General features: G+C 66.7%; 14 protein-coding genes and 2 pseudogenes. 11 read left to right on the forward strand and 5 right to left on the reverse strand.

Annotation, left to right across the window (positions count from 1 at the left end):
• Positions 1-33: 33 nt before the first annotated feature.
• Both MLP_RS06595 and MLP_RS06600 read left to right on the forward strand, forming a co-directional pair.
• Positions 34-831, forward strand: coding sequence for a biotin--[acetyl-CoA-carboxylase] ligase (locus tag MLP_RS06595; RefSeq protein ID WP_197536512.1), 798 nt, complete (start codon positions 34-36; stop codon positions 829-831).
• Between the two features lie 130 nt (positions 832-961).
• Positions 962-1,399 carry a PH domain-containing protein gene (locus MLP_RS06600; RefSeq protein WP_083843723.1) on the forward strand — a complete coding sequence of 146 codons (438 nt, stop codon included), beginning with the start codon at positions 962-964 and terminating at the stop codon, positions 1,397-1,399.
• Positions 1,400-1,411: 12 nt separating this feature from the next.
• On the opposite strand, the gene MLP_RS06605 is transcribed toward MLP_RS06600, so the two are convergent.
• Together MLP_RS06605 and MLP_RS27295 are read right to left on the reverse strand one after the other, a co-directional pair.
• Positions 1,412-1,942 (reverse strand): GtrA family protein, encoded by a 531-nt coding sequence (locus MLP_RS06605; protein ID WP_013862253.1) that lies wholly within the window; start codon positions 1,940-1,942, stop codon positions 1,412-1,414.
• A 353-nt stretch (positions 1,943-2,295) separates the two neighbouring features.
• Entirely contained in the window at positions 2,296-2,826 is a 531-nt protein-coding gene (locus MLP_RS27295; RefSeq protein WP_013862254.1) for a sugar-binding domain-containing protein, read from the reverse strand.
• Here MLP_RS27295 and MLP_RS28900 point away from each other — a divergent pair.
• The 5 genes and pseudogenes from MLP_RS28900 to MLP_RS06635 form a co-directional block, all read left to right on the forward strand.
• A pseudogene (locus MLP_RS28900) lies at positions 2,775-3,086 on the forward strand (transketolase C-terminal domain-containing protein); the annotation flags it as partial. The gene MLP_RS27295 and the pseudogene MLP_RS28900 overlap by 52 nt on opposite strands.
• Positions 3,083-3,433 carry a hypothetical protein gene (locus MLP_RS28505; RefSeq protein ID WP_013862256.1) on the forward strand — a complete coding sequence of 117 codons (351 nt, stop codon included), beginning with the start codon at positions 3,083-3,085 and terminating at the stop codon, positions 3,431-3,433. The pseudogene MLP_RS28900 and the gene MLP_RS28505, both read left to right, overlap by 4 nt.
• Positions 3,434-3,555: 122 nt before the next feature.
• Positions 3,556-4,749: a 5-(carboxyamino)imidazole ribonucleotide synthase gene (locus MLP_RS06625; RefSeq protein WP_013862257.1), complete on the forward strand. Its 1,194-nt coding sequence runs from the start codon at positions 3,556-3,558 to the stop codon at positions 4,747-4,749.
• Positions 4,746-5,255, forward strand: a complete 510-nt coding sequence (gene purE / locus MLP_RS06630) for a 5-(carboxyamino)imidazole ribonucleotide mutase (RefSeq protein WP_013862258.1) — start codon at positions 4,746-4,748, stop codon at positions 5,253-5,255. Before MLP_RS06625 ends, purE begins: the two co-directional genes overlap by 4 nt.
• Positions 5,256-5,270: 15 nt before the next feature.
• Entirely contained in the window at positions 5,271-6,023 is a 753-nt protein-coding gene (locus MLP_RS06635; protein ID WP_041791490.1) for an EI24 domain-containing protein, read from the forward strand.
• A gap of 43 nt (positions 6,024-6,066) precedes the next feature.
• On the opposite strand, the gene MLP_RS06640 is transcribed toward MLP_RS06635, so the two are convergent.
• Positions 6,067-7,377, reverse strand: coding sequence for an alpha/beta hydrolase (locus tag MLP_RS06640; protein WP_156821369.1), 1,311 nt, complete (start codon positions 7,375-7,377; stop codon positions 6,067-6,069).
• A 119-nt stretch (positions 7,378-7,496) separates the two neighbouring features.
• Between MLP_RS06640 and MLP_RS06645 the strand changes: the two genes are divergently transcribed.
• Complete coding sequence (locus tag MLP_RS06645; protein WP_013862261.1) at positions 7,497-8,447, forward strand: phosphotransferase; 951 nt, start codon at positions 7,497-7,499, stop codon at positions 8,445-8,447.
• Between the two features lie 27 nt (positions 8,448-8,474).
• Here MLP_RS06645 and MLP_RS06650 read toward each other — a convergent pair whose 3' ends face one another.
• Positions 8,475-9,191 (reverse strand): maleylpyruvate isomerase family mycothiol-dependent enzyme, encoded by a 717-nt coding sequence (locus MLP_RS06650; RefSeq protein WP_013862262.1) that lies wholly within the window; start codon positions 9,189-9,191, stop codon positions 8,475-8,477.
• A gap of 260 nt (positions 9,192-9,451) precedes the next feature.
• Positions 9,452-10,558, reverse strand: coding sequence for a DUF4037 domain-containing protein (locus MLP_RS06655; protein WP_013862264.1), 1,107 nt, complete (start codon positions 10,556-10,558; stop codon positions 9,452-9,454).
• Between the two features lie 116 nt (positions 10,559-10,674).
• On the opposite strand from MLP_RS06655, the gene MLP_RS06660 reads away from it, so the two are divergent.
• The 3 genes and pseudogenes from MLP_RS06660 (at position 10,675) to uvrA (ending at position 15,412) form a co-directional block, all read left to right on the forward strand.
• Positions 10,675-11,169 carry a hypothetical protein gene (locus MLP_RS06660; protein WP_013862265.1) on the forward strand — a complete coding sequence of 165 codons (495 nt, stop codon included), beginning with the start codon at positions 10,675-10,677 and terminating at the stop codon, positions 11,167-11,169.
• Positions 11,166-12,145 (forward strand): annotated as a pseudogene (locus tag MLP_RS28905) (Rpn family recombination-promoting nuclease/putative transposase). Before MLP_RS06660 ends, MLP_RS28905 begins: the two are co-directional and overlap by 4 nt.
• Positions 12,146-12,346: 201 nt before the next feature.
• Positions 12,347-15,412 (forward strand): excinuclease ABC subunit UvrA, encoded by a 3,066-nt coding sequence (gene uvrA, locus MLP_RS06670; RefSeq protein WP_041789796.1) that lies wholly within the window; start codon positions 12,347-12,349, stop codon positions 15,410-15,412.
• Positions 15,413-15,487 lie beyond the last annotated feature (75 nt).

Below are 15,487 nucleotides of genomic sequence, written 5' to 3' on the forward strand. Positions count from 1 at the left end.
CACGTGTTGCTGACGGCGGACTACGGTGGCCGCGTGGCAACGTACGGAGATCCGCTGGACACTGATCGGCTGCGCACCGAACTGGCCGACGCCGACAGCCTGTGGCACGAGCTGATCGTGGTGCCGGAGACGGATTCGACGAACGCCGACCTGGCTGAGGCAGCCCGAGCCGGCGCGCCTGGGGGAGTGGTGCTGGTCGCCGATCACCAACTCGCCGGACGTGGCCGGTTGGGCCGGACCTGGACCGCGCCGGCCGGCAGTTCGATCGCCATGTCGGTGCTGCTGCGACCTGAGCGGGAGCCCGCCGACTGGACCTGGCTGCCGCTGCTGGCCGGGTTGGCGGTCGCAGACAGTCTGCGAGCCGTGGGCGGTGTGCCGGCAGCCTTGAAATGGCCCAACGACGTGTTGGTCGAGGGTGCGAAGATCAGCGGCATCCTGGCCGAGCGGGTGGATTCGCCGTCCGGCGCCACCTGCGTGCTGGGGATGGGAATCAACGTCCACCTGACCGCGGAGCAACTGCCGGTGCCGACCGCAACCTCGCTGGCGGTTCTGCGCCCGGGGGAGAGCTTCGTCCGAGCCGAGATCGTGTCCACTGTGCTGGCGGCGTTGGCGCTGCTCTATCACCGTTGGGAAGACGGCCGGGACAAGCAGCTGATCGGGGAGTACGAGCGACGCTGCGCGACCTTGGGTCGACAGGTCCGGGTGCACCGGCCGGATGGCAGCACTGTGGAGGGCAAAGCTGTAGGCGTCGATGCCCAAGGTCGGTTGCGCGTGCGTACGGCTGGTCAGGTCGTGGTCTTTGCTGCGGGTGATGTGACCCACCTGCGCTGAGCTGCCGTCAGCGCTCCTACTGTCAGACTGCGGGGTCAGACCGCAGGCCGATGGTCCGATTGCGCTGCTGTGTCAGCATGGAGGGGTGGGTTTGTCGGCCAAGCTATTGGGTACACAGGAGCACGTGCTCATGCACATGCGTACCCACGGCAAGGCATTGTTCTGGCCGGCGATCGGGCTGATCTTCTGCGGCGCGCTGCTGGGGGCCGGAGCGGCGCTGATCCCGCATGATTATCGGCCGGTGGGTCAGTTCGCGGTGGCGATCGTGGTCGGTGTGCTGGCCACCTGGTGGTCGATCATCCCGTACCTGCGCTGGCGGACCACCACGATCACGCTCACCAACTTCCGGCTGATCACCCGCACCGGGATCCTCAACAAGACCGGTGCGAACGTGCCGCTGGCCAGGGTCAATGACGTCCGATTCGAGCGCAGTTTGTCCGATCGGATGCTCGGCTGCGGCACACTGCGGGTGCAGTCGGCCGCTGATGTGCGGCCCGTCGTGCTCAACGATGTGCCCGATGTCGAGGATGTGCACCTCACCATCAGTGAGCTCATCCACGGGACCTGATCGCGGCGTTCCTCAACTCCCGGTGAAGACGAACTTGCGATAGGACCAGAACCGGAACAGGGTGCCGAGACCCAGCCCGATGACATTGCCGGAGAGGTTGTCGGCCAGCGGTGAGGTGAGTCCCAGGACATAGTGCGAGAACGCCAGGCAGGCGGCACCGATGGCGATCGCGATCCCGTTCAGCAGGATGAAGATCGGCAGTTCACGGAGCGGATTGCCGCGCTCCCGATGGTGATAGGTCCAATAGCGATTGCCGAGATAGGTGATCACGGTGGCCGCGCCGATCGCGATCACCTGCGCGGTGATCGGCTTGGCGGCCAGGACGCCTTCGCCGCCCGCGCCGGCGTACCGCAGCACGTTGAACACGACGAACTGCAACGCGACCCCGGTCAGCCCGACGATCCCGAACTTGATCGCCTCCGGGCCGAGATGCATCGCCTTGTCCCACAGTCGCCGAAGCAGACCTGAGCCGGCGCCTGGGGACGGTGGCTGGCTAGGACTGCTGGTCACAGGGGCGGCAGGTGGCTGGTGGGAACTCGGCATGACTGCTCTAGCGTACCGACGATCTCGTCAGCCCGAGTTGGTTTGCTAGCCAACCGCGAGATTGGCCGATCTCCGGGCCTCTACGGCGTCCGCAATAGCGGCTGCTGCGACTTGCGAGACCCAAGCACCTCATTCGTCACATCCGAATCTTCCTTACCAGGTAGAGGATCCGGCAGTTCGCTGCCCGCGCCCTCCTGGGTCCTCCTGGTTCGCCGAGAAGGAGAAGCCACCCTCGAGAAGGAGCAACTACAGGCCAAACGACCGGTTTGACCTGCAATTGCTCCTTCTCGATGAAGACGTGATCTCGTAGGTGTTGGTCACGTCAGCCACTTCATTCCGGGGTATTGAGCGGATCAGGCCGCGAGGAGAGCGCGGGCGGTGGCGAGATCGGTGACCACGACATTGACCCAGTTCCCGGCGATGGCGGCGCGGACCGCCTCGTGCTTGCGGGCACCGCCGGCGAAACCGATCCGGCGTGGGATGGCGCGGAAGGTCTCAGGGTCGATACCGACGATGCGCGAGTCGAGATCGCTGTGCACCAGCTGCCCTTCGGTGTCGAAGAAGCGGGTGCAGACATCACCGACCGCACCAAGGGACAGCAAGGTCGCCTGATCATCAGGGGCGATCGCGTTGCCGCTCTGCTGCAGCAGGGCGGATGGTTGGAGACTGCCAATCCCTACCAGGGCCATGGTCAGGTCCTGCCAACGGGTCGCCACCGTCTCCATTGCCGGATCGGCCAACAGGCTTTGCCGCATGGCGGCACCACCGACCAGGCCCGGAGCAGGCACGAAGGTGGGGCTCGCCCCGATCAAGGTGGCGAGCTCGGAGAGCAGCTGAGAAGCTCGCCGCCGAGGGGATCTCGGCGCGGGTGATCTCGATGCCAACCGTCAAGCCGCTCGACCTCGGGGCCGTCCTGGCCGCTGCTCGGGAGACGAAGGGCATCGTCACTGCTGAAGAGGCCACGGTGGCTGGCGGGCTCGGCAGCGCAGTCGCCGAGGTGATCGTGCAGCACCATCCGACCAGGATGACGATTCTCGGCGTGCCGGAGTTCGCGCCGACCGGGTCGGCCGGCTATCTGCTGGATCGCTACGGCATGTCGCCGAACGGCATCGCCGACGCGGCGCGGATCCTGGTTTCGAGGTGAGGGAAACGTTCCCGGCGTTCCGGCCGGCGGGCGGCCCGCCGTATCAGGTGATCAGCGACAACGACTATGCCGGCGACCCTGACGGCCTCTTCCAGCTGGCGCACCACCTGCTGTCGCCGTCGGTGGAGATGCGTGCCGTGATCGGCTCGCACCTCGCCCTGGGCGACCCGTTCGTACCCAGCGGAGACAGTGCCGCCCGGGCGGTCGAGGCGGCCTCGGTCGTGCTCGAGCTGGTCGGGCTCGCCAGTGCCGTCCCGGTGCGTCGCGGTTCGGGTCTTCTCCCGCCTGGACGTCCGGCTGATGTTCGAGGATCTGTACGCGAAGCTGGAGCTGGCGGCCCGAGTTAGCTGAAGGCCCAAGTTAGCTGAAGAATTATCACCGACATCGGGGATAATCCTGCAGCTTGTTCTGGTCAACAGTGATGGGCGCCGGTTCGACCAGGATTCGGTGTGCCTAATAGGCTTCGCTGGTGACAGTGCAATCCCCATCTCCTTCTGTGGCCCCAGCTCGTTCGTCGGCCTCACGTCCCTTTGTCGTCGGCGTGATCGGCGGCGGACAGTTGGCCAGAATGATGGACGAGGCGGCGACCGGGCTCGGTCTGCACCTCAAGCTGCTGGCCGAGGGTCCGACGGTCTCCGCCGCTCAGGTCGTGCACGACGTGACGGTCGGCGACTACACCGACCCGGACACCGTCAGGGCCTTCGCCGCCGGCTGCGACGTGATCACCTTTGACCACGAGCACGTACCCACCGATCTGCTGCACGAGCTGGAGGAGGCCGGGATCGCCGTCCGACCTGGGCCAGAGGCGCTCGTGCATGCCCAGGACAAGGCCGTGATGCGGGATCGGTTGAGCGGTTTCGGCGCACCCTGCCCGACCTATCGGGTCGTTGCCGACCCGGCCGCGCTGATTGCGTTCGGCGACGAGATCGGCTGGCCGGTGATCGCCAAGACCTCGCGCGGTGGCTATGACGGCAAGGGCGTCTGGAAGCTAGATTCGGCTGCTGAGGCCGGCCAGCCGTTCGAGAACCTCAAACCGGATGTGCAGGTGGTTGCCGAGGAGTTCATCGACTTCCGTCGTGAGCTGAGTGCCCTCGTGGTCCGCTCCCCATCGGGCCAGGCGGTCGCATATCCGGTTTCGGAGTCCATCCAGCGCAATGGGGTCTGTGTCGAGACGACGACGCCGGCGCCCGATCTCGACGATGACCGGGCGGTCGAGATCCAGCAGCTGGCATTGAACATCGCCCACGAGCTCGGCACGGTCGGCATCCTGGCCGTCGAGCTGATGGAGCGCGCCGACGGCAGCGTCGCCGTCAACGAATTGGCAATGCGGCCGCACAACACCGGACACTGGAGCATCGACGGGGCGCATACGTCGCAGTTCGAGAACCACCTGCGGGCCGTCGTCGATCTGCCGCTCGGCGATCCTGGTGCCCGTGAACCGGTCACCGTGATGGCCAACGTGCTCGGTGGCACCGTGACAGATCTGCCCTCGGCGCTGCTGCACTGCTTCGCCCGCGATCGCCGGCTGCGGGTCCAGCTGTACGGCAAGGACGTCCGGCCGGGCCGCAAAGTCGGTCACGTGACCACGTACGGGAGTGATGTCGACGAGGTCCGCAAACGGGCCCGGCATGCCGCCGGCTATCTGATGGGAGAAGACATATGAGCGGGACCGGAGCCCGGGTAGGCATCGTGATGGGGTCGGACTCCGACTGGCCGGTGATGAGCGCCGCCGCGGAAGCCCTGGCCGAGTTCGGGATCGCGTACGAGGCCGATGTCGTTTCCGCTCACCGGATGGCCGACGCGATGGTCGCGTACGGACGCGAGGCGCATGGTCGCGGCCTGGAGGTGATCATCGCCGGGGCCGGTGGGGCAGCGCATCTGCCCGGCATGCTGGCCTCACTCACGCCGCTGCCGGTCATCGGTGTCCCGGTGCCGCTGAAATACCTGGACGGGATGGACTCGTTGCTCTCGATCGTCCAGATGCCCAGCGGCGTACCTGTGGCCACCGTCGCGATCGGCAATGCGCGCAACGCGGGGCTGCTGGCGGCGCGCATCCTCGGCACCGGCGATCCAGAGCTCACGCAGAAGCTGGTGGAGTTCGCCGACGCCTTGCGGGCGACGGCCGAAGCCAAGGGAGCTAAGGTCCGCGAGGCCCGGCTCCAGGGCTGACGGAGGCTGATGCCGATGGCGAACGTGATCACTGAGGCTGTCAGCGGGGCGACGCTGCTGATCCGCGGGGCACGCATGCTCACCCAGCGGCCCCGGCTGTTCCTGCTGGGCGCGGTGCCGCCGCTGATCATGTCGGTAGTCTTCGCCGCGCTCTTGGTGGTGCTGATCACCCAGCTCGGGACCATCATCACCGCGATCACGGGGTTCGCCGCCGGATGGGCCGAGGCGGTGCGAACGACCTTCCGGGTTCTTGCCGGAGCCGGAGTCCTCGGCGTCACCTTGCTGGTGATGATCATCTCGTTCAGCACGCTGACCATGGCGTTGGGAGCGCCGATCTACGACAAGATCAGTGAAGCGGTCGACGCCGACCTGCCCGGTGGTCTGCCTGAGACGGGGGAGTCCTGGGCGAGTTCGGTGCCGCGGGCGCTGAAGCAGTCGGTGATCTTGATCAGCATCTCGCTGGCGGCGGCGCTGCCGCTGTTCCTGGCCCAGTTCATTCCGATCGTCGGTCAGACCGCGGTCCCGGTGATCTCGGCTTGCTTCGGTGGCTGGATGCTGTGCTTCGAACTGATCGGGCCCAGCTTCGAGCGTCGCGGCCAGCCCAGACTGGCGCAGCGACGAGCCGCGATGCAGCGGCGTCGCTGGCTGGCCCTGGGATTCGCCGTGCCATGCTTCCTGCTGCTGGCGATCCCGTTCCTGGCCGTGGTGGTCTTCCCGGTGGCAACCGCTGGCGGCGTGCTCCTGACCCGGGAACTGCTCGACACGTGATCGCTGCCGGGCTGGTTCAGGATGATCACTATGTCGGCCCTAGTCAGGGTGGCAACGGACGACCTGAGCGATAGCAGCTGAGGTCGCCGTACATGGACAGGTGAGCACCAGGGCCGCCCTCATTCTTGAGGGTGGCGTCCAGAAAGACTGCGCTGATGTTGCTGGTGAGCTGCGGTCCTTCGCTGCGCCCCAGCGCGCCGACCAACGAGGGTAGTGGCGGCAGGAACAGCGGCGCGTCGGTGAAGGTCAGGTGCTCTGTACCAGGCACTGTCAGGAGGCAGCTCTTCTTGCTGCTCAGTTTCAGGACCTGGGTGAGACGAGGCAGGTAGGCCGGGCTCTCACCGGAGTCCAGGGGATGAGCTACCGCGAGAATCGGCTGGGGGAGAGGTGCGGAGACCGGGTCGCGCGGGAACCCGTCGAGATCGATGATCGCGGCGAAGCGATGATCCTGCCTGGCGGCCTGCAGCGCCGCGGCACCGCCGAGCGAGTGGCCTGTAGCCGCAGCCAGTCTGGTGTTCAGCTGCCCTGCCGGCGGGAAGCCGTCGGGATTGCGATTCAACAGCTCGAGCTGGTCGAGGACAAAACGGAGATCAGCGGCACGGATGTCCGTCCATCCGTTGGCACGTCGCTCGTCTTCGGCGTCGTCGCCAGTAGCGGCGACGGTGGTCGTGATCGTGCGATCGTCCCGGAGGACGACCACCGCCGAGTCGTACGGGTGGTCGAGGGCCGCGACGACGTAGCCGCGGCTCGCGAGATCCTCCGCCCAGGCAGTGTTCTGGGTACGGATCCCGCCCAGGCCAGGCGAGAAGAGCACGACGGGAAATGGTCCACCGCTCGACGCGACCGGGCTGTCCGGCACAGCGTGACCGTGGGCCCGGGGCAGTCCGTCGAGCAGTACGGCGGGCACCCCGAGATAGTCCGCCAACCCACGGCTGATCGTGTTTGCCTCCTGATCGGTGCCGCCGAGGTAGCGAGCTCGTTCGACGCCTGGCAGGACCGGTTGTGCGGGATACCAGAGCTGCACGACAACCGTGCGCCAGTCATCGGGATCCGGCGTGGCCACCTCCGGTCGGGCCGGGTCGGTCCACTCCCGTACGGTCGTGCCGACGTCGTACGGTCCGGTCGGGCGCGGCAGCTCGGGGACTGGGAGCGCCCAGAGCCCGGTGATGCCGACCCCGATCGCGACCAGGGCCGCGCTCGTCGGGAGAACCACGCGCCATCGAGGCCGTGCCCCCCGTGGTTTGGATCGACGCGGGATCGCCCGGATGAGGAGAGGCAGCAAGATCGCGACCCCGGTCAGCACAGCGACGACCTGCCAACGAGGAGCGATCATCAGCAGGCCAGCGGTCGACATCACGTCGATAGCATCGTTGGACGCCGTAGGCCAGCCATCCACTTGTGGTCTTGACCGGGTGGGCCCGTGGTCTGAGAAATCTCGTGGAGGGCAACTCGGCGACCGTGCCACGATGAGGCATGCCTGCTCCGCCCGCCGTCGGTCAGAGAACTGCCTGGGTAGATGTCCCAGGCGACGTTCGCCGAGGGATCGAGGACGTCCTCGGCGCGCCGGTGATCCATGCCGAGAGTCAGTCCGGTGGGTTCTCGCCGGGCACGGCGGATCGGGTCCGGACCAGCACCGGTCGGCGTGCCTTCGTGAAAGCGGTCAGCCCGGACCAGAACCCGGACTCGCCCGAGATCCATCGACGTGAGGCTGACTATCTCGCCGTGCTGCCGGCCAGCTCACGATTGCCGAAGCTGATCGGTCGCTACGACGACGGCTACTGGATCGCGATGGTGATGGAGGAGATCGACGGCGAATGCCCGCCAGTCCCGTGGAGTGGTGCACAGGTCGAGACTGCGATGGAGACGCTGGCTGCCCTGGCCGCTGATCTCACTCCGAACCCGCTTCCTGGGCTGGAACCGATCTCGGAGGGTTTCAGCCCGCTCTTCGCCGGCTGGCGGCGGCTCAAAGATGATCCGCCGACGGACCTCGATCCGTGGATCGCGGCCCGTCTCGACGATCTGATCGAACTGTCGGAGTCGACGCTGCCGCGGATCGACGGCGACACCGTCGTCCACTGCGATGTTCGGGCGGACAACCTGCTGGTGCGGGCCGATGGGTCGATGGTGGTCGTCGACTGGCCCTGGGCCCTGTCTGGTGCGGACTGGCTGGACCGTTTCATGCTGCTGATCAACATCGACCTGTACGGCGGTCATGACGTCGAAGATCTGGTCGCCCGCCATCTGACCCACGTGGACCCCGACCTGATCACCGGCACTCTGGCCGGGCTGTGCGCCTTCTTCGTCGACTCGGCCCGGCAACCACCGGCACCTGGCTTGCCGACCCTGCGTGAGTTCCAACGTGCCCAAGGTGACTCGACTCTGGCCTGGCTGCGCCGCCGGCTCACCGGCGACCGCGGGGTCTGAGGCTCGGGCCGCTCGTGCCGCGGTTGGTCACAGTCCTGGCAGCACCAGGTCGCCGGCACCGCGCACGGTGTCCGGCGTTGCGCGACCGGTCAGCCAACCGAGGAGCGCGGAGGACGATCCAGTGACCGTGCGCGGCGACCCGCCGCCGCCGAGATCAGTGTGCAAACCGGTGTCGCTCCGCAGCTGGAGGCGAGGGAACTCGTCCCTGACGCCGAGTCGGTGCGCCGACCACTCCAGGACGAAATCGGCGGTCTCGTTGTCAATGTCGGACACTTCATAGCCGATATCCAGGTCCACATGGTGCAACACGACCTCGGTCAGCCTGGCCACTGGCAGCAGCCGCGCAGCCAACCGCTGACCCCCGCGAAGCTCGACCTCACGCTCCCAGGCATCGGCCTCGTCCAGGGCGGAGAATCCCTCGGTGAGTCGCTCCGCGCTGGTGTCCAGGTCGATCTGGAGCTCCAGGCCGGACCGCCCGGCCCCTGCTTCGATCTCCTCCTCACGGACCTGCGCCGAGGCATACATCTCGTGCCGTTCGCCCGTTCGGGCCCACTCGGTGAGTCGCCGCATTCCGTCCGCATTCCGGGCGAGGTGAGTGGCGACGTGGCCGCGGGACCAATGAGGCAACCGACTCGGCTCGCACCAGGACGGGTCGTTGACCCCGATGGTGTCGCCGACCAGCCGTTGGGTCGCGACCGTCACCAGTGCTCGGGTCGCGGCCAGCTTGTCGGACGCATCGGTCATGCCCTCAACCTAGCGCCGGGTAGCCATGATCTCTCGACGTAGGAACGCTTCGAAGGCGCCGGGCTGTTCGAGAGGCACGTAGTGACCGCAGTTCTGGACGATCACTGACTGGTGCGCAGCCCCGGCCAGACTGGCCGCAGCGGCGGCTGGTGTCGGAGTTCGGTCGTGGGCGCCAGTGACCACGACCAGGCGCCGAGTCCAGGTCGAGACGAAGTCGGCGCATGGAGCAGGACGACTCGCATCGGCGGATCGTATCGCCCCTACACAGTCGCGATGGCCTGCCGCAGACCGTTGCTCTTGAGTGCGTCGGTCGAGTTGGTGATCTCGTCAATGCCGCCGAGGCCGAAGGGCAGCGAGGCGACCCCCGGATCGTTGATCGACTCGTGCAATCCCCGGGCGATTCGTTCGGACCAGATCACCGGGTAGGGCCGCCCGAAGAACATCTCTGCCTGGCTGTGCATCGGCGCGGTCACAGCAAGATCGTCATGCCGGCGGCTGAGCTCCAGCAATGCGCGTACGAGAGCCTGCTGCCGATCCGACGCCGTTCCCGCCGAGAGAGCCTCCGTGAGGTGATCGCCGAGTTTGTGGCCGTCGTCGTGACGCTGGAAGGCGGTGCCGAGCCACTTTGCGTACGGTGCGTAGGCGCGTCGATGGAGGAGCGCGAGGTGCATGACATCGCAGGCGATCTGCCCGGCAAGCACACGTGATCCGAGGTCGTCTCCAACCTCGGCCGCGCGGCCGACGAACGCCTCGATCTGAGCGATGCGCTGCCAGCGCGCGGACATGACGTAGAGCCAGAGGTCGTGCGGATACCAGGCGAGCGCCGATCGCGCTGCGGTCAGCTCGCCAGTGTCGTCGCGGTACATCGGCCCGGCGGTGAACTCCAGCAGACTCTGCCTCGGGGTGGACAGCCACTGAGTAGCGCGCCAGCGCCGGGGATCGTCGGTCGTACGCAGCAACTCGTCGAGCAGGCGCCGCACCGAGGTCACGGTTACGCCATGGTGGCGCCTGCCGACCTGGCTGTTGTGATGGGTGACGGTATCGTCCGGGAGCTGCTGGGCGCCGGGAAGCTCGACCGGTACGCCGCACACGGTCTCAGGCAGCGCCTCATCCACAGCGGCCAAGATCTCAGTTGTGAGAGCCAGGCCGTCTTGTTCGCCGACGATGATCTGCAGGCGAGGACCCCAATCATGGTCGGTGGACCGGGCGGTGTCGTAGCCCAGCACGTCGGAGCCGTGCCCGATCACTGCCGCTGCGTACTGCAGCCGAGGGAGTCGCCTCGCCAAGGCCGGTGCGACATGGTCCTCGTATACAGCGCGGCTCAGCTGATGGCCTGGAACGAACGGCGGTCCGATGGGTTGGCTCACGTGCAGCAACCGTAGTCAAAGTGGGACAGACTGAGTTGACACAAGCCGAGCAGAACTCACTGAACAGGTCGAATCTCTGAGCGAAAAGTGTCAGTGCCTTCCTCTACGGTCCCAGTATGAGTGCAGCAACCGTCATCGAGGCAGCCGAGCAGACGGCGCCGTATGCTGTGGCGGTCCGGTTCTGGGAGATGCTGGGCTGGCTCGGATCACTCGTTGCTCACAGGGTCGGCGCGGGTGACGCCGCCCGGATCGACCGGATCGCGCTGATCGAGAAGCTCCAGGCCGGCCTGGAGGCGGTGAAGGCGACCGAGACCGTGGCGTTCGCGCAGTCGCAGGTCGAGCAACAGCTCGCTCAAGAAGTTCACCCGTCCGAGATCGGTTGCGGCATCGCCGAACAGGTCGAGCTGGCGGCCAAGGCCAGTTCGGCGGAGGGCTCGCACCTGCCGCACACCGCACGGGACTCGGTGGTGACCATGCAGCACACTCCCGGGCTGCTCACCCGACGTGAGATCAGCGGCTGGACGGCTCGGCTGATCACCGGGCAGACCTCCCACCCGGATCCCGGGACCAGGACCCAGGTCGATACTGCGCCTGAGGGGATCCGCACATGACTGGCTCTGATCCGCCGGACTCGTCGCCTACCGGCACGCCGGTCGCCGGTCAGCCTCACGATGGCTTGTTCAAGGGCATTCTCGGTCGGCCTGAGCATGCTGCTTCGGAGCTTCGCTCGATCCTGCCCGCCGGGCTGGCGAGTCGGCTGGATCTCGACCAGCTCGAACAGGTCGATGGCAGCTTCGTCGACCGGGCTCTGCGTCAGCAGCACACCGATGTGCTGTTCCGTGCCCGCCTCGACCAGGGTGATGCCTTGATCTATGTGTGTTGGAACACCAGTCCACGCCTGACCGGTGGATGGCGTTGCGGATGTGTGGCTATCTCACCCGGATCTGGACCCGGCACTTGGAGCTGCACCCCGCTGCGCGGCGGCTGCCGCCGATCATCCCAATTGTCGTCTACCAGCGCCGCACTCCCTGGACCCCACCCACCGACCTGATCGATCTGATCGACACTGACGAAGACGCCGTCGCTTTCGCGCCCAGGTTCAGCTATCTGTTGGACGATCTCCATCGACTTGATGTCGAGGAGCTACGGTCGCGACCCCTGACGCACGCGGTGCGGCTCAGTTACGTGCTGATGCGCGAAGCGCCCGGCAGCGAGCAGCTCGCCCAGATGCTGGAGGACTGGCGGACCGACCTGCAGGCCGTGCGGAAGTCTGACCTGGCTGTCTTGTGGACGTACGCTTTGATTGTCAGCAACACCCCAGAACCAGAGCTCACTGAATTCCTTGCCCAGCTTGGGCCTGAAGCCAAGGAGGTCGCCATGACCACTGCCGACGTACTCCGCGCCGAAGGCGAAGCACGAGGCCGCGCCGCAGGACGCGCCGACACGCTGTTGGAGCAACTCGACATCAAATTCAGCGATGTGCCCGCTGACATCGAGCAGAAGGTCCGCACCGCCCCGACGAGCCAGTTGGAGATCTGGACCCGCCGCATCCTGACTGCTAACACCATCGACGCCATCTTCACCTGACCCGCAATTCCTGTGCGAGCGGCCGCGAGCGCCGACCCCGTCGCGAGCGACCATGAGCGGAGCGACGGCTCCGTCTGGACGACCGAGCGAGCAAGACATGCCTTTCGTCTTGCGAGGGAGGGAGGAAGACGGAGTCTGTGGAGCGCAGCGAATAGCGAGTGATGAATCACGCTGTCAGTGGGCCCGCATACGATCGTGCCCGTGAGTGATCAGATCGTCGTACGCGGTGCGCGCGAGCATAACCTGCGCAACATCTCGCTGGAGCTGCCGCGAGATGCGCTCATCGTCTTCACCGGGCTGTCGGGCTCGGGGAAGTCCAGTTTGGCGTTCGACACCATCTTCGCTGAGGGGCAGCGGCGCTATGTCGAGTCGCTGTCGGCGTACGCGCGGCAGTTCCTGGGTCAGATGGACAAGCCCGACGTCGACTTCATCGAAGGGCTGTCACCGGCGGTCTCGATCGACCAGAAGTCGACCAGCCGCAACCCCCGCTCGACGGTGGGCACCATCACCGAGGTGTACGACTATCTCCGGCTGCTCTATGCGCGTGCCGGCCGCCCGCACTGCCCGATCTGTGGCGAGCCGATCAGCCGGCAGTCGCCGCAGCAGATCGTCGACCGGTTGATGGCGCTGTCCGAAGGCACCAGGTTCCAGGTGCTGGCGCCGGTCATCCGGGGCCGCAAGGGGGAGTACGCGGAGCTGTTCCGCCAGCTCGCCTCGCAAGGTTTCGCCCGGGCCAGGGTCGACGGCGAGACCGTGATGCTGACCGATCCACCGATCCTGGACAAGAAGTACAAGCACGACATCGATGTGGTGGTCGACCGGCTGGCGGTGAAGCCGACGGTCAAGCAGCGGCTGACCGACTCGGTGGAGACCGCGCTCGGGCTCACCCAGGGCATCGTCACCATTGATTTCGTCGATCTGGATGCCAAGGATCCGCTGCGGGAGCGGCGCTATTCGGAGAAGCTCGCCTGCCCCAACGATCACGACATCGCGATCGACGAGCTCGAGCCGCGGCAGTTCTCCTTCAACGGTCCTTGGGGCGCCTGTCCGGAGTGCTCGGGTCTCGGCACCCGGATGGAGGTCGATCCCGAGCTGGTGGTGCCGGACGACGAGAAGAGCCTGGACGAGGGTGCGATCGCACCCTGGTCGTCGGCGCATGTCGCCGACTACTTCCAGCGATTGATCGCCTCGCTCGCGGAGGAGACCGGCTTCAGCACCACGGTGCCCTGGCACTCGCTGCCCTCGGCGGCCAAGAAGATCCTGCTCTTCGGGGTGCCCGGTCAGGTGCATGTCCGCTATCGCAACCGGTACGGGCGGGAGCGCAGTTACAACGCCAAGTACGAGGGCATCGTCCCCTATATCGAGCGGCGGCATGCCGAGGCGGAGACCGACACCTCCAGGGAGCGATTCGCCGGCTATATGCGCGAGGTGCCCTGCACCGCCTGCCGGGGCGCCCGGCTGAAGCCGACCTCGCTGGCGGTGACCGTCGGCGACAAGAACATCGCCGAGGTGGCAAGTCTCTCCATCGACGAGGCGGCCACCTTCCTGGCCGGTCTGGAGTTGACCGATCGGGAGAAGCAGATCGCGGAGCGGGTGCTCAAGGAGATCAACGAGCGACTGAAGTTCCTGCTCGACGTCGGCCTGGACTATCTGTCGCTGAGCCGGCCGACGGCCAGCCTCTCCGGGGGCGAGGCGCAGCGGATCCGGCTGGCGACCCAGATCGGCTCCGGGCTGGTCGGCGTGCTGTATGTGCTGGATGAGCCGAGCATCGGGCTGCATCAGCGGGACAACCGGCGGTTGATCGAGACCTTGATCAGACTCCGGAACCTGGGCAACACCTTGATCGTGGTCGAGCACGACGAGGACACCATCAGGGTCGCGGACTGGGCGGTCGACATCGGTCCTGGGGCGGGCGAGCACGGCGGCAAGGTGGTGGTCTCGGGTCCGGTCGAGGACCTGCTGACCAGCGAGGACTCGATCACCGGGGCGTACCTGTCCGGTCGTCGACAGATCGCGCTGCCGAGTCAGCGCCGCCCGCGACAGAAGGGCCGCGAGATCACCGTCCAACAGGCGACCGAGCACAATCTGAAGAACGTGACCGTGAGCTTCCCGCTCGGCGAGCTGATCGCGGTCACCGGCGTCTCCGGCTCGGGCAAATCGACGCTGGTCAACTCGATCCTCTACACCGCGCTGGCGAAGCGGATCTACAACGCCCGCGAGGTGCCCGGCCGGCATCGCGCCATTACCGGAGCAGACCAGATCGACAAGATCATCCATGTCGACCAGTCGCCGATCGGGCGCACGCCGCGCTCCAACCCGGCGACGTACACCGGGGTGTTCGACCACATCCGCAAGCTGTTCGCCGAGACACCGGAGGCGAAGGTCCGCGGCTATCAGCAAGGCCGGTTCTCCTTCAACGTCAAGGGCGGCCGCTGCGAGAACTGCACCGGCGACGGCACCATCAAGATCGAGATGAACTTCCTGCCGGATGTGTACGTGCCGTGCGAGGTGTGCCATGGCGCCCGCTACAACCGGGAGACGCTGGAGGTCCACTACAAGGGCAAGACCATCGCCGAGGTGCTCGACATGTCGATCGAGGAGGGAGTGGAGTTCTTCGCCGCCCTGCCGTCGATCGCACGGCACCTGAAGACGCTGAACGAGGTCGGCCTGGGCTATGTCCGGCTCGGCCAGTCGGCTCCGACCCTGTCCGGCGGTGAGGCCCAGCGGGTCAAGCTGGCCAGTGAGCTGCAGAAGCGGTCGACCGGGCGCACTCTCTATGTGCTGGACGAGCCGACCACCGGGCTGCATTTCGAGGACATCCGCAAGCTGCTCGGGGTGCTCGGCCGGCTGGTCGACAACGGCAACACGGTGGTGGTGATCGAGCACAACCTCGACGTGATCAAGACCGCCGACTGGCTGATCGACATGGGTCCGGAGGGCGGCTCCCGCGGCGGCACGGTGATCGCCGAAGGCACACCGGAGCAGATCGCGGCCAACCCGCGGTCGTACACCGGGGAGTTCCTGCGCCCGATCCTGATGGGTCGCGAGGTGCCGGTCGGGGAGGCGCAGCCGAGCCTGATGGAGGCGCCGACCAACGGCAGCCGGCCCGCCGCGAAGAAGGCCGCAGCCAAGAAGTCCACCGCAGCGGGCACCAAGAAGACCGCTACGGCCAAGACAACCACGACGGCCAAGAAGGTCCCGGTCAAGCGGGCCGCGACGACGAAGGCCCCGGCGAAGAAGACCGCGCCCGCACGACTGGCAGGCTGACGCTATCCGCTCGATCGCTCGGTCGCAGCCTCACAGGAGCGGTTGATATCCCCCAGTTCGGGTGATGGTGCAACG

This window comes from Microlunatus phosphovorus NM-1 (assembly GCF_000270245.1).
Lineage (GTDB): Bacteria > Actinomycetota > Actinomycetes > Propionibacteriales > Propionibacteriaceae > Microlunatus > Microlunatus phosphovorus.